Origin of the sequence: Bacteroides oleiciplenus YIT 12058 (genome assembly GCF_000315485.1) — a bacterium.
GTDB classification, from domain to species: domain Bacteria; phylum Bacteroidota; class Bacteroidia; order Bacteroidales; family Bacteroidaceae; genus Bacteroides; species Bacteroides oleiciplenus.
In genome coordinates, this window is sequence record NZ_JH992946.1 from 249,119 (window position 1) to 263,962 (window position 14,844).

Sequence of the window (14,844 nt, forward strand, 5' to 3'; positions counted from 1 at the left end):
ATGGATTATTCAGAAGATGATATGCTCATGTTGTCGGGGATACAACATTATATGTTTTGTCCTCGACAATGGGCATTAATCCATATAGAACAACAGTGGCAGGAGAATAGGTTGACAGTTGAAGGAAATCTTCTGCATAATAATGTTGATAATCCATTCTATCGGCAAAAAAATGGTGAAATAATTACTTTGCGCTCAGTCTCTGTTGCTTCCAAGAAATTAGGTTTGTATGGTATAACTGATGCTGTAGAACTTAAAGCGACAAAGGATATGTCTAATGCCATTTCACATCCTTCTTATCCTGGATATTGGGTTCCTTATCCTGTTGAGTATAAGCGTGGTCATAGTAAGCCGGATGAAAGAGATGAAGTGCAATTGGCGGCTCAAGTCATCTGCCTGGAGGAAATGTATGGTATTCATATTTTTACAGCAGCTCTTTATTATGGTGAAACCCGACATCGAGAAGTGATTGTGATAAGCGATAAATTGCGAGAACTGACATGCAGATTAGCGGACGAAATGCATTGTATTTATTTAAAGGGCGATGTCCCTAAAGCTGTAATGAAACCTCATTGTAGAAGTTGTTCACTCTTTGATATTTGTTTACCTCAACTTAATAAGAGATTATCAGTATCTGATTATTTAAAACAAAATCTTTATGAGGAAATTACTTAATACTCTATATATCACTACTCCGGAGGCTTATTTGAGCAAGGATGGATTGAATGTTGTTGTATCTGTGAAGCAAGAGGAAATTTTTCGTATTCCTATTTTGAATATAGAAGGTATCGTGACGTTTGGATATATGGGTGCAAGCCCTGGATTGATGAAACTTTGTGCAGATAATGGTGTATCACTGACATTTCTGTCTCCTTCTGGAAGATTTATCAGCAGAGTGCAAGGACCGATAAAAGGTAATGTTTTACTCAGAAAAAAGCAATACCTTTTGTCAGATGATCAGGCATATACGATGCATCTTAGCCGATTGTTTATTGGTGGTAAAATTCAAAACTATAGAAATATTCTGAGACGTTTTATACGTGATAATGGTGTGAATACTGAAGTCGAAGATGCCGCATCTTTATTGCTTATTAGAAAGAATGAGTTGTTGAGAGCAAGAGATTTAGATCAATTGCGTGGGATAGAAGGGGATGCTGCTAATGTGTATTTTGGAGTGTTACCACATTTAATTCTTAATCAGAAAGTCGATTTTATTTTTAAAGGACGGAATCGTAGACCTCCGAAAGATGCAGTTAATGCTATGCTTTCTTTTGCGTACACACTAATAGCAAACGATGTTGCGGCCGCGTTAGAAACAGTAGGACTTGATCCTTATGTTGGCTTTTTGCATTCATTACGTCCAGGACGTACTTCTTTAGCTTTAGATTTGATGGAAGAAATACGTGCATATTTAGGGGATAGATTAGTACTTTCTTTGATTAATAGGAAACAAATATGCATTAAAGATTTTTGTATGCAAGGAGATGAAGGTGTTGTAATGACTGATTCTGGAAAGAAAATATTTCTTTCAGCATGGCAAAGTCGCAAGAAAGAATTTATTATTCATCCTTATTTGGGTGAGAAAATTCCTGTCGGTTTGTTGCCCTATGTTCAATCTGTGCTATTGGCCCGTTATATGCGTGGTGACCTAGATAATTATCCTGTATTTTTAATTTCATAAGAATGTTTATATTAGTAACCTATGATGTAGATACTCAATCAGAAACGGGAGCTAAACGATTGCGTAAAGTGGCTAAGGAGTGTTTGAATTATGGGCATCGTGTCCAAAATTCAGTATTTGAATGTGTATTGTCTGAAGCGCAGTTCCTGATTTTTAAATCGAAAATTATGAAAATAATAGATTATGATTTAGATAGCATTCGCTTTTATTTCTTAGGCAAAAATAGGAGTAATCGAGTTGAGTGTTTAGGACGTGAAACATCTATTGATGTAAATTCTGAACTAATAATTTAGTATATTGCGAATGTGAAGCGTTGCATATTTTGTGTGTCTTTCGCAAGTGCTAATAATCAGCCATTAAGGTTCTTTTTTGCTTAAAAATGTGTCCTTTATAAAAATAGATTTTCTATCTTCGCAAAATGCTCTTTAATCATATAAGAGTATCAATGCTTTAAAGTAAAAGAGTCACTCCTTATGCGGGAGTGTGGATTGAAACAAAAGAGATGTCGTACAACATGAAGGCAAGTATGTCACTCCTTATGCGGGAGTGTGGATTGAAACTTCCGCTACGTGTCAAAGGTAGAATCAGCAAAAAGTCACTCCTTATGCGGGAGTGTGGATTGAAACATGGCAAGTATAAGTCTCAACCAACTATCCACAAGTCACTCCTTATGCGGGAGTGTGGATTGAAACCAAGTTGCAAGCACTTTGCAGGCGCCGCCTTTTTGTCACTCCTTATGCGGGAGTGTGGATTGAAACTTTTGCGCAAAGTAATGAGCAAACGCAAATGACGTCACTCCTTATGCGGGAGTGTGGATTGAAACTCGGAAAGGCTATTGAGGCAGACGAACAACTTGCGTCACTCCTTATGCGGGAGTGTGGATTGAAACTGCCTTACACCAATTACTTGTAGTAGTGGGCGAAGGTCACTCCTTATGCGGGAGTGTGGATTGAAACAAATCGCTCAAGGAGGAATAAAATACATAGGAAGTCACTCCTTATGCGGGAGTGTGGATTGAAACTGCCCGTTAAAAACGGAAGATATGGACAAGATTAGTCACTCCTTATGCGGGAGTGTGGATTGAAACCGAAATTGTAGACAGGATACTATTGCCACTACTAGTCACTCCTTATGCGGGAGTGTGGATTGAAACCTCATTGTAGATGTTGAAGACACTTTTCAACATAGTCACTCCTTATGCGGGAGTGTGGATTGAAACAGAATAAATGTGATTGTAAATATCAAAGCGACAAAGTCACTCCTTATGCGGGAGTGTGGATTGAAACAACGAAAAGAACTGCAATGCCCAGTGCCGGAAGTGTCACTCCTTATGCGGGAGTGTGGATTGAAACCTACCTTTGCTCGAAAAATATATAGTTATGGCGTCACTCCTTATGCGGGAGTGTGGATTGAAACCAGCCCAATGTGGTGAAATTGTTATCCGTGAAGGTGTCACTCCTTATGCGGGAGTGTGGATTGAAACTGACTTTTTGCGGCATATCCGACGGTGGTATTGGGGTCACTCCTTATGCGGGAGTGTGGATTGAAACTTGATAGGCGAAGAAAAGAAACGTATTGCCGCAGTCACTCCTTATGCGGGAGTGTGGATTGAAACTTTTAATCAGGATACCTTGCGCAGTATCAAGTACAGTCACTCCTTATGCGGGAGTGTGGATTGAAACATTATCACCTTCAGGTACTTATTGAAATATTGGGTCACTCCTTATGCGGGAGTGTGGATTGAAACCATGTCTTCCGTGCAGGAAGTGATGATGTCGGCAAGTCACTCCTTATGTGGGAGTGTGGATTGAAACCTGAAAAGTTAATACCCAATAATGAAGATAAGAAGTCACTCCTTATGCGGGAGTGTGGATTGAAACAGGGCTGCTTCGTATGTCTGCCGGAAAGCAATAGTCACTCCTTATGCGAGAGTGTGAATTGAAACCAGTAACCGGTGCGCGCTTTCACATAATTTCAGTCACTCTCCTTATACGGAACTCTGGATTGAAATTAGGTTTTATATACCACTTACCCTAGTGTATCAATTATCGCTCTTATACAGGAAGTGATGATTGATACATTCACTTTAGTTAAGTTTTTACTTGTTATTTCAATATTTAACGAATAAGTGTGGAGCAATAAGACATTAGCAATTTTCTAAGATTATTGCATATTGCTGTTTTATAGTCTTTCGATGATCATTATACTGCAAATAAGTATTGTGGGCGAATCTTGAATTTTGTCGTTTCTCTGCAAGATATATCTTGCTTGTAGAGATGTGCAAAAAATGTTCCCTTCATTATCAGTTACTTATGCCTCTCTCTTGTAGAGAACATTACTAATTTGCCATCTTTGCTGTTCTTCTCCGTTTTCTCTTCATTTCATTCCTTGTAGAGATGGCTGTAATTTAATGTATTGTTTATTAGTGATTTAAAGAATTGTTTGGTAGATGCCATTTTCTTGCTTTTACCTTTATCTCGCCCTAACTTTGCAACATCGAATCTGAGAAAACAGAACGCCTGACTGTTGAGGCCTCACAGTGAAAAACGTCTTGTTTACGGATGAGATAAGAGAAAGACAATATACATATTATTATTAAATCATTAAAAACAACGATTATGGCTATTAAGTATGAAGTAAAGAAGGTAGTGTTTGGTTTCGATAAAACTAAAACTGAGAAATTTGTGGCACAAACGAAAGTGTTGGGCATGGTAGAATTTAAGAAACTCTGCGAAGAAGTGCAGAAAGTGAGCATGGCACCGCGTGGCGTGGTGAAAATGGTGATTGACGGGCTGATTGACACCCTGAATATGGATTTGGACAAAGGATATTCCGTTCAGTTGGGAGACTTCGGCTGCTTCCGTCCCGGACTGAATGCGAAAAGTCAGGTGGGAGTGGACGATGTGGATGCAAATACGGTGTATCGCCGTAAAATTATCTTCACCTCGGGAAGCTATTTCAAGGATATGCTGGGTAAGACCAGTGTGGAAAGGCTGGAATTAGGTAAGGGGACTGTGATTAGAGACGCAGTCGTTAAACCGAAACCGGGTGAAGGTGGCTCCGGTGAAGGCGGTTTGGAAGAAGATCCTTTGGGATAAAAGGTCGAAAAAGGGTGAACCTTTTTCATATAGAAGCGGGAAGTACTAATTATACTTCCTGCTTTTGTGTAAAAAAACATCTTCGAAAGGAGCGGTTTTATCTTATTTTAGTGCTATTTTTGTATCGATGCACAAGGAACTTTATTGCTAATAATGTTATGAGAACTCTTTTTGTTTTTTTTCTATTAGTTACCATATATGGTCCTGTTATGGAAACTGCTGCACAAGCAACTCCTACAGATGTTTGCAACCATCAGCTTTATTACACCACTCCGGCTACCATTTGGGAAGAAACCCTGCCTTTGGGGAACGGCCGTCTGGGTATGATGCCCGACGGAGGTATTGACAAGGAACATATTGTACTGAATGAAATTTCACTTTGGAGCGGTATGGAGGCCGATTACGGTAATCCGGATGCATCCCGTAGTTTGCCAGCCATTCAGCAACTTCTGTTTGAAGGTAAGAATAGAGAGGCTCAAGAGTTGATGTATAATAGTTTTGTTCCAAAGAAGCCCGAATCGGGTGGTACCTATGGTAATTATCAGATGCTGGCTGATCTTACTTTGAATTTCAGTATTCCAGTCAAAAAGGAATTCTTCTCCGGTGATACGGTTCCGGTAACCGGCTATCGCCGTTGGCTTGACTTGCGCGATGCTGTGGCTTATACTACTTTTACGAAAGGTGGCATTGATTATCAGCGTGAATATTACACTTCCCGTGATAAGGATGTCATGATTATACATCTGACAGCCAGTCGCCGTCGTTCTCTCTTTTTCACTGCTTCTCTTTCCCGTCCACAGCAAGGGACGGTATCTTTTGTTCCCGGTAATGGAAAAGAATCGGGTACACTTTTGCTGGAAGGTGTTCTGGATAGTGGTAAACCCGGTCAGGATGGAATGAAATATCGTGTTGCCATGAGAGTGGTTTCCAAAGATGGAAAACAGCATATTTCTGCCGAAAACGGTGTTATGTTGACGCAGGGAACGGAAGCCTGGCTGGTAATTTCCGCTACTACTTCTTATGCCGCTGCCGGTACGGATTTTTCAGGAAGTCGCTATAAGGAAGTTTGTGACAGCTTGTTGAATGCTGCCACGCAGTCCCACTCTCAACTCTCCATTCTCAACTCTCAACTTAAGAATGCTTCCCATCGCGAACTTTACGACCGTGTATCTTTAACTCTTCCTGCTACAGAAGATGATGCGTTACCGACAAATGAGCGTATCGTCCGTTTTACTGAACGGGAATCTCCTGCTTTAGCTACTCTGTACTATAACTATGGCCGTTATTTGCTTATCAGTAGCACTCGTCCCGGAAGCCTGCCGCCGAATTTGCAGGGATTGTGGGCGAATGGAATACAAACTCCCTGGAATGGCGACTATCACACTAATATCAATATCCAGATGAATCACTGGCCTCTAGAACAGGCCGGTCTTTCGGAACTCTATCAGCCTTTAACCACTCTTATTGAGCGCCTTGTTCCTTCTGGCAAGGAGACTGCCTGTACCTTTTATGGTAACCGTGCCCAAGGTTGGGTGCTCCACATGATGACGAATGTCTGGAATTACACAGCCCCTGGTGAACATCCTTCCTGGGGGGCAACGAATACCGGTGGTGCCTGGCTTTGTACCCATCTCTGGGAACATTATCAATATACCCAGGATTTGGAATATTTGAAAAAAATATATCCCATACTGAAAGGAGCTTCTGAGTTCTTCTACTCTACAATGGTGCAGGAACCTAAGCATGGTTGGTTGGTGACGGCACCCACATCTTCTCCTGAGAATGCTTTCTTTGTAGGAGATGACCCGACACCTGTCAGCATTTGTATGGGGCCGACGATGGATGTTCAATTGTTGACGGAACTTTATACTAATGTTGTTCAAGCAGCTTCTATATTGAAGTGTGATGATGGTTATGCTGCTAAACTGCGAGCGGCTTTGGAAAAATTCCCACCTATGCAGATTAGTAAGGAGGGGTATCTGCAAGAGTGGCTGGAAGATTATAAAGAACAGGATGTACATCATCGTCATGTTTCCCATCTTTATGGTTTACACCCGGGCAATCTGATTTCTCCTGATGCTACGCCCGAACTTGCCAATGCTTGTCGTGTTACGCTGAACCGTCGTGGGGATGGTGGTACAGGCTGGAGCCGTGCCTGGAAGATAAACTTCTGGGCTCGCCTGGGTGATGGTGACCGTGCCTGGACACTTTTTAAAAGCCTTCTTCATCCGGCTGTCGATCCACAGACTAAGCGTCACGGTAGTGGTACGTTCCCAAATCTGTTCTGTTCACATCCTCCTTTCCAGATTGACGGTAATTATGGGGGGGCCGCTGGCATTGGCGAGATGTTGATGCAAAGCCATGAAGGATTTATTCATTTACTGCCTACTTTGCCGAAAAGCTGGCATACTGGTAACTTCCATGGCATGAAAGCCCGTGGTGGTATATCAGTAGATTTGGAATGGAAAGACGGAAAGGCTGTGAAAGCTATGCTTGCAGCGGCTGTGGCGGGAGATTTTAATATAAAGATGCCGACAGGTGTCAACCGGGCAAAGGTGACTGTGAATGGACGGAGCAATACTTATACAAGTAAGACAATATCTTTGCAGTTAGCTGCGGGGGATTCATGTATATTATTATTTGAATAAAGTAGTGTTTTTGATTCCTTCCTGCACAGAAATAATCTTCTGAGGATTTGTCCGATGCATTTGAATCTTTTACATTTGCACCTTGCTAATGTATAAGTGCTTAATGCAATATAGTTATGAAGAACAAATTGACTTTATTTTTCTTTACGCTTTCTCTGTTGACGTCTGTAACAGTCAGCGCACAAATAGGTGAACTGGAGCGTTCCACGCCCGAGGCCGAAGGTGTGCCTTCCGGAGCAGTCATGGCTCTGATGGACTCCCTGATAGGGTTACCTCAAACAGATATACATAGTGTAATGGTTCTGCGTCATGGAAAAGTCATTGCCGAAATCTATCCTGAACCTTTCGCTCCGGAATATCGTCACACTGTATTCTCCTGCTCTAAAACCTTTGTGGGTGCCGCCGTTGGCCTTGCTATTTCCGAGAATCGTCTGCGGTTGACGGACCGTGTAGCATCTTTCTTCCCCGACCAACTTCCGGATAGTATTTCAGCAAACCTTGCCGGTATGACTGTCCGTAACCTGCTGAATATGACTTCCGGCATTGCTCCGGACTGGAATATGCGTAATGTCCGTACGGATTGGATAAGGGGATATCTGGAGAAAACTGTAAAAGCTCCCGGAGAGCATTTCGATTATGATTCCATGAGCTCTTACATTCTTTCTGCCATTGTGCAGAAGGTGACCGGAATGAAGGTGCTGGATTATCTCCGGATGAAGATTTTTGAGTCGATGCATATCACTGATATATCCTGGGAAGTCAGTCCCGAAGGTATCAATACCGGAGGCTGGGGTGTGTATGTACAAAGCGAATCACTGGCTAAGTTTGCTCAATTGCTGCTGAATCGTGGTGTATGGAACGGCAAACAATTGCTTCCTGCCTGGTGGGTGGACCAGATGATGGCAAAACAGTCGGATACAGGCAGCTTCGGCTATGGTTACGGTTATCATATGTGGCTTTGCGAGTATCCGGGTGCTGTCCGTATAGATGGAGCATTGGGGCAATATGCGCTTATTGTACCCGATAAAGACATGGTGATAGTCATTACTGAATGTACCTTGATAGATGGAGCCACGCAGCGCCGCCTGGTATGGAACCGCCTGCTGCCTGCCGTGACGGGCGACCAGCCATTGACACTGGGAAAAGATTATAAGCGTTTGCAGAAGAAGCAATCTGCTTACTGTTTGCCGGTAGTGCAGGGAAAGGCTAATTCATCCCTTGCCCGGGAGTATGCGGGTAAAAACATTGTGCTCGGACCGAATAAATTCGGCTGGCAATCTCTCACTTTTCAGTTCAAACAGAAAGAAGTGATAATGACCGTGATGGAAACTTCCGGAGCTCAATACGACCTTTTGTTCGGCTACAAACAATGGAAAAAGACTTCTATTGATGCTTATCCACCTTATTCTGTTGATGCCAAAGGACGTTTCAATGGGATAGAAGGTCCCTTCTATGTGGCGGGAAGTTATGCCTGGCCGTCCTCTTCTACACTGGAATTGAAAGCGCATTATGTCAACTGGATTACAGCTCTCAATCTCACTTTCCGCTTTGAGGGGGAGCAGGTGCAGTTAACGGTTAAAGAGAACTATTCTTCGGAAGCAAAGATAATTGAAGGGAGGGTATTATGAACCGTATCACACTGATTTTGAAACGCCCGTTTATCTGGTTAAGCCGCTTCCGCCATCGTTGCGGCTATGGGGTACATTCACCTTTTGCTTTCAACCTGATTACGCAGGTGATTTATGAGAGTACTCCTTATTATAAGTATAAAGACCTGGCTGTGGAACAGAAAAAGCTGGCTCTGCAGAAAGACAAAAACTGGAAATATGAATCGAAAAAGGTGAAACGCCTCCTGTTTCGGTTAGTTAATTATACCCAGCCCGACACCATTGTAGATGCTGGCAGGCTTGCCGCTTCTTCGCTCTATCTGAAAGCGGGAAAGGAAGGGGCGGACTATACTTCTGCATCTGAACTTTCCGAGCTGTTTCTGGAAGCCGGAGTGCCTGTAGATTTCCTTTATCTGCATGACTATCGTCATCCGGAATTTGTAGAAGAAGTGTTTCGTATCTGTGCTGCGCGCACAACGAAGAAATCAATTTTTGTAGTGGAAGGAATAGAGTATAGTCCACAGATGAAAACTCTTTGGAAACGTATGCAACAAGATGAAAAAGTGGGTATTACGTTCAACCTTTATGATCTTGGTATTCTCTTCTTTGATAAAACTAAGATAAAACAGGACTATATTGTCAACTTTTGATTATCTTTAGGCGTTTCAATAGTGATTAATGGTTAGTGATGGGTGATTAGCATCATTTACTAACTGCTAATCACTAATCACTAAACACTAATCGTTATGAAAATATATACCAAAACCGGTGATAAAGGTACTACCTCATTGGTAGGTGGCACTCGTGTGTCTAAAACCCACGTTCGTCTTGAAGCGTACGGCACAGTGGATGAGTTGAATGCTAACTTAGGCGTGCTCATCACTTATCTGCCCGATGAAGAGGACCAAACACTTGTCCGCCACATCCAGGACCGTCTTTTTGCAGTCGGCTCCAATCTGGCTACCGATCTTGAGAAGACGGATTTGAAGTGTGCCAGTGTTATTCATCCCGAAGAGATAGAACGCATTGAGAAGGAAATAGACCGTTTGGATAATTTGCTTCCTCCGTTGCATGCCTTTATATTGCCCGGTGGCAGTCGTGGAGCCTCAGTTTGTCATGTTTGCCGTACGGTTTGCCGCAGGGCGGAACGTCGCATTCTGGCTTTGGCAGAGCAATGCAAAGTTGCTCCTGAATTACTCGCTTATGTGAACCGTTTGTCCGATTATTTGTTTGTCTTGTCACGGAAAATCAACCAGGATGAGAAAAAAGATGAAATATTTTGGGATAATAGTTGTAAATGAGAGATTTTATTATACTTTTGCCGAAAAATAGAAAGTAGGATTTAATATTCACAATTTTAATACTTAGGACTTATGTATTGGACATTGGAATTAGCATCTAAATTGGAAGATGCTCCTTGGCCGGCAACCAAGGACGAATTGATCGATTATGCCATTCGTTCGGGCGCTCCGCTTGAAGTGATTGAAAATTTGCAGGAAATGGAAGATGAAGGCGATATTTATGAGAGCATCGAAGATATTTGGCCCGATTATCCAAGTAAAGAGGATTTCTTCTTTAATGAAGAAGAGTATTAGATACGATTTTTTTAAGCTTTGCACTTGTTGCAGGGTAGTAAACACATAGAAAGAGGTAGTCCGTAGACCTGTTTGCAGCGGGTTAAAGGGTTGCCTCTTTTTTATATTTGTTCCATTATGACTGAAACACGAGAAGAAGCGGCATGCCGGTTGCCGGAACTGAAAGAACGGCATTTGCCCGGAGATTGCCGGGAAGCGGTATACGCGCTTTTGAAAGGAACTTACGGGTACGAACAGTTTCGTGACCTGGAGGTGTACGACGATTTGTTCAAGGGGAAGGACACGCTCCACATCTCGCAGGGGCAATTGATAGAAAGTGTCATTGCCGAAGCGGAGAAGGCGCGTAACGGGGGAGAAGATGTAGACAACATCTTGTTGACAGCGCCCACCGGGGCAGGAAAATCTCTGTTGTTCCAGTTGCCTGCCATCTATCTGGGCAATGAATATGGGTTGCTTACCATTGTCGTATCTCCTCTGAAAGCATTAATTGTAGACCAAGTAGAAGGTTTACAGGAGCTGGGATATATGCGTGTGGCATATGCTTCTTCCGATTTATCACCCGAACAAAAGAATGAGGTGTACCGGCAAGTGCGTGAAGGTGAAGTGGATTTATTCTATCTCTCGCCGGAGTTGTTGCTTTCGTATGACATCAAGCACTTTGCAGGCGAACGTCGCATCGGGTTGATTGTAGTGGATGAGGCTCATACGGTGACTACCTGGGGTAAGGAGTTCCGGGTGGATTACTGGTTCCTCGGTCGTTATCTACAGGGCTTGAAGAAAAGTCTCGGCTATGCGTTTCCGCTCTTTGCGCTGACTGCTACGGCGGTCTGGAATCCGAAAGGGGACAACGATATGGTGTTCGAAACTATTCGTTCGCTACAAATGGAACCCTGCGTACTTTATGCAGGTACGGTGAAACGCCGGAATATCGGTTTCGATATTCGTCAGATGGAGATAGAGGAAGGTGAGACGTATGATAAGGCCAAACAGCGTGTAGTGGCTGAACGGGTAGAAGACTTTCTCGACGGACACAAAACTATTCTTTATTATCCCTTTGCAGGCGGTATCGACATGCGCTTGAAGACGTGGGTGAAATCAACTGACTGGCATTTGGTGGCTTCTTACTACGGCAAAAAGGACAAGGAACAGAAGGCGGCAATTGTACAGGAGTTTAAAGAGGGTGAAAAGCGGATGATTGTAGCTACAAAGGCATTCGGTATGGGTGTGGATATCAGTGACATTGACCGGGTGTATCACGTGGCACCGTCCAGTACATTCGTTGATTATATACAGGAGATCGGGCGCGCAGCTCGCGATATAGATATTCATGGGGTTTCGGCAACGGATTATCATGAACGGGATTTTTATTATATGAAGCGTCTGCATATGGCAGGCAATATCGCACAGGAACAGTTGTCGTTGATACTGAAGAAACTGATGGAAGTGTATCGGATGAAGGGGGGAAAGCAGGAAATGCTGGTGTCTTTGTCTGACTTTGAATTCGTGGTAAAACTGCCGCGAATGAAGAATAAACTGGAGTATGAGGCGGAACTGGGACAATTGATTAAGACGGCTTTACTGTGGCTGGAGGATGATTTGAGCCATCGTTATGGCAAGAAACTGTTGGAAGTAAGTCCACAGAACTTGCTGACAGAAGGATATATACAGGATAAGACCGGTGATGTTTTTATTCGCGAATTTAAGGATTATCTTACCAAGGTGTCCGGTACGGAAGATGTGTATACGGCACGTTTGGAAAAACTCTGGGAAGAGCGCTTTGCTGAGTTGGGATATAGAGAATTTAAACAGAAACTGAATGGCGGTACACTGTGGGAAGGTTCCCGTGCAGTGTCCGTGGGCAAACATGAGGTGTTGCTGAAGGAGGATGCGGCAGTGATTCGCCAGCGGATGGATGCGTTGTTCAATAGCTTGAAGACGCTGCTGGTTGATAAACTACGAAAAACGAAAGGCCGCTTTGACGAAGAAGAGTTACGGGCGGTATTTGCCGAACATGGCATGGATGTGCCATCGGCAAAACGCTTCATTGGCTCGTTGTTGGAGTCACGTACGGAAGAGGGACGCAGCGTGAGTTATATCAGCAGTGTGAAAAAGAAGGATTCTAACGAACTCTCTTTCACGGTGACGAAAGGTTTTGATTTATTGTTGTCCCGTTATCAGAAACTGTTCAGTCAGCGAATAGTAGGGGGGGAAGGAGCTCGTTTACTGTTCTATACTACGCCGTTCTCTGACCTGAATATGTTGCTCAACTTACTTTCTATGCTCGATTGTCTTTCGTTTAGCGTTGAGGGTGGCGGTACGCCTTGTGTACTGGTTCGCTTTGATGACCCCGATAGCTTGGAACAGATTGCGTCTTCTGATGAATATCACAATCTGATTCTTGAGAATAATGAGAAGATATTCCAGGAACAGATAGACTTGTTCTCTTTCTTCTTCGGAACGAATGGAATGGATGATGTGAAACGCTGGAGTTTTATCGAAGATTATTTCACAGGGATGGGAGTAGAGGAGTTGAAGACAAAATACGCTACTCCGTCATAAAACCAATTCTTTGAATAATCTTTCTAACGTCCTGTCCAGATCGTCGGAGAAACCGGCATGTGGGCGGGACGTTTGAATACAGGAACTCCGCACGGCTGTCAGCCACCGGAAACGTTCCGGAACATCAAGCTGGGCAATGGGGCCTCCGTCTTTGGAACCTGAACATATCTTGTTGAACACATCCAAGTGTGCGAATACCAGTTCCCGGTCTACTTCGGACACATATAGCTTCAACTTTTCCTCGTTCACCAGGCAAACGGATTTGATGAAGTTTGCCTTTTTTGAGAAAAGGATTACGCCTACATTGAAGAATTCTTCACGTTCTACTTTAGGAACCAGGCGGATAACTGCGTATTCATATAAGTGTTTTCCTTGCATTCAATGCTTCTTTTACAAATATTTCGGAATGGGCCCGTCTTTCGGTCAGAAAGCGGAGGTAGATATCTCTGATTTCTTCGGGTGTCTCATGGGTATCGTTCCAATGCAACCAATCGTCAGGAATGAGTGAGACGATTTCCTGTATCTTTTCTTCAGTCAGCAGGACGCGCAGGGTGGCATCGGCTTCTTCAAGCCGGGATGCTTCGGGCAGCAATACATGATTCTTGATATAGGTGAAGGGGCTTACCGCATGCTTTTCCCAGTTCTCCCATGAGTGGTGGAAGTAGAGCGAAGCGCCCTGGTCTATCAGCCAGAGTTCCTTGTGCCACATCAGCATATTGGTGTTGCGGAAAGTACGGTCTATATTTGTGAGGTAGGCATCCAGCCAGACGATGCGGGAAGCCAGGTCGGGGGCTACTTTGGTTGCCACGGGGTCAAAGGTCAGGGCTCCCGACAAAAAATGCAGTCCAAGGTTCAGGCCACGGCTACCTTGCAATAAATCTTGTATTTCTTCGTCTCCTTCAGTGCGGCCGAAAGCTTCGTCAAGGTTCAGGAATACCAGTTCCGGTACTCTGAATCCCAGCATACGTGCAACTTCTCCGCCAATCAATTCAGAAATCAACGCCTTTGTGCCATGACCGGCACCGCGAAACTTCACGACGTACTTGAATTCGTCGTCAGCCTCTGCCAGCGCGGGCAGCGAGCCACCTTCGCGCAAAGGGGTGATATAACGGGTAAGGTTGACTGTTCGCAACTCTATCATGGTTGTCCTTTCTGAAAATAGTTATGCTGTCCGCTTTTTTGAAGAACAGCAGTTGCAAAGATAATGCAAATCGAATGCAAAACTTTCATGCTTGCATGAAAAAGTTATGCTGAGATGCAGCTTATCTTCTTTAAAGATAGTGAATATTCACGATTCCCCAAGATGTGTCTCCAGAAACTGTTGTAGAATGCGGGCATGGTTGCGGACAGGCTCTTTAGAAGCATATAGCAAAGTAATCGTTTCATAGGATTTGATTTTTGTGAGGAAATCCTGTACTGCCTCCGATGTTTCCAGTTCTTTACGATACATGGCTGAGAAACTTTCCCAATTTCCTATGGGATTCTCGTGGAACCATTTTCTTAGCTCAGATGAAGGGGTGATTCCTTTTTCCCAAGCATCATATTTCAAATGTTCTTTCTTCATGCCCCGGGGCCAGAGGCGGTCTACCAATACACGGTAACCGTCTGTAGGTTCGGGGTCTTCATATACTCGTTTGATTTTAATCAGTGTCATGA

General features: G+C 43.5%; 13 protein-coding genes and 1 CRISPR repeat array. Of the genes, 10 read left to right on the top strand and 3 right to left on the bottom strand.

All coding sequences use genetic code 11. The features are described 5' to 3' along the window. The 10 genes from cas4 to HMPREF9447_RS25530 all read left to right on the top strand — a co-directional run bounded on the left by cas4 (nt 1) and on the right by HMPREF9447_RS25530 (nt 13,188). Nucleotides 1–675 (top strand): CRISPR-associated protein Cas4, encoded by a 675-nt coding sequence (gene cas4 / locus HMPREF9447_RS25485; RefSeq protein ID WP_009132545.1) that lies wholly within the window; start codon nt 1–3, stop codon nt 673–675. Beyond that, a complete protein-coding gene (cas1c, locus tag HMPREF9447_RS25490; RefSeq protein ID WP_009132546.1) occupies nt 659–1,681 on the top strand; it encodes a type I-C CRISPR-associated endonuclease Cas1c in 1,023 nt (340 codons plus the stop codon). Before cas4 ends, cas1c begins: the two co-directional genes overlap by 17 nt. 2 nt (nt 1,682–1,683) lie before the next feature. After that, a complete protein-coding gene (gene cas2, locus HMPREF9447_RS25495; RefSeq protein ID WP_009132547.1) occupies nt 1,684–1,974 on the top strand; it encodes a CRISPR-associated endonuclease Cas2 in 291 nt (96 codons plus the stop codon). A gap of 170 nt (nt 1,975–2,144) precedes the next feature. After that, a CRISPR array of direct repeats spans nt 2,145–3,626; the repeat unit is 32 nt; unit sequence GTCACTCCTTATGCGGGAGTGTGGATTGAAAC. 673 nt (nt 3,627–4,299) lie between these two features. Continuing rightward, the gene (locus HMPREF9447_RS25500; RefSeq protein ID WP_009132548.1) at nt 4,300–4,779 is read left to right on the top strand and encodes an HU family DNA-binding protein; all 480 of its coding nucleotides are present in this window, start codon (nt 4,300–4,302) and stop codon (nt 4,777–4,779) included. A gap of 158 nt (nt 4,780–4,937) precedes the next feature. Then, nucleotides 4,938–7,427, top strand: coding sequence for a glycoside hydrolase family 95 protein (locus HMPREF9447_RS25505; RefSeq protein ID WP_009132549.1), 2,490 nt, complete (start codon nt 4,938–4,940; stop codon nt 7,425–7,427). A 116-nt stretch (nt 7,428–7,543) separates the two neighbouring features. Further along, on the top strand, nt 7,544–9,055 hold the full coding sequence (bas-suc, locus tag HMPREF9447_RS25510) for a 3-succinylated cholic acid synthase (RefSeq protein WP_009132550.1): 1,512 nt from the start codon (nt 7,544–7,546) through the stop codon (nt 9,053–9,055). Beyond that, nucleotides 9,052–9,684: a hypothetical protein gene (locus HMPREF9447_RS25515; RefSeq protein WP_009132551.1), complete on the top strand. Its 633-nt coding sequence runs from the start codon at nt 9,052–9,054 to the stop codon at nt 9,682–9,684. Before bas-suc ends, HMPREF9447_RS25515 begins: the two co-directional genes overlap by 4 nt. A gap of 96 nt (nt 9,685–9,780) precedes the next feature. Continuing rightward, the gene (locus HMPREF9447_RS25520) at nt 9,781–10,335 is read left to right on the top strand and encodes a cob(I)yrinic acid a,c-diamide adenosyltransferase (protein ID WP_009132552.1); all 555 of its coding nucleotides are present in this window, start codon (nt 9,781–9,783) and stop codon (nt 10,333–10,335) included. Nucleotides 10,336–10,407: 72 nt separating this feature from the next. Continuing rightward, nucleotides 10,408–10,629, top strand: coding sequence for a DUF2795 domain-containing protein (locus HMPREF9447_RS25525; RefSeq protein ID WP_007212024.1), 222 nt, complete (start codon nt 10,408–10,410; stop codon nt 10,627–10,629). A gap of 117 nt (nt 10,630–10,746) precedes the next feature. Further along, nucleotides 10,747–13,188, top strand: coding sequence for a helicase-related protein (locus HMPREF9447_RS25530; RefSeq protein WP_009132553.1), 2,442 nt, complete (start codon nt 10,747–10,749; stop codon nt 13,186–13,188). On the opposite strand, the gene HMPREF9447_RS25535 is transcribed toward HMPREF9447_RS25530, so the two are convergent. The 3 genes from HMPREF9447_RS25535 to HMPREF9447_RS25545 form a co-directional block, all read right to left on the bottom strand. After that, a complete protein-coding gene (locus HMPREF9447_RS25535; RefSeq protein WP_009132554.1) occupies nt 13,183–13,566 on the bottom strand; it encodes a DUF3037 domain-containing protein in 384 nt (127 codons plus the stop codon). The two genes, HMPREF9447_RS25530 and HMPREF9447_RS25535, sit on opposite strands and share 6 nt — an antisense overlap. After that, on the bottom strand, nt 13,544–14,326 hold the full coding sequence (locus HMPREF9447_RS25540) for a HipA family kinase (protein ID WP_044138742.1): 783 nt from the start codon (nt 14,324–14,326) through the stop codon (nt 13,544–13,546). The genes HMPREF9447_RS25535 and HMPREF9447_RS25540 overlap by 23 nt, the downstream gene beginning before the upstream one ends. A 150-nt stretch (nt 14,327–14,476) precedes the next feature. After that, a complete protein-coding gene (locus tag HMPREF9447_RS25545; protein ID WP_009132556.1) occupies nt 14,477–14,842 on the bottom strand; it encodes a DUF488 domain-containing protein in 366 nt (121 codons plus the stop codon). Nucleotides 14,843–14,844: the final 2 nt, after the last annotated feature.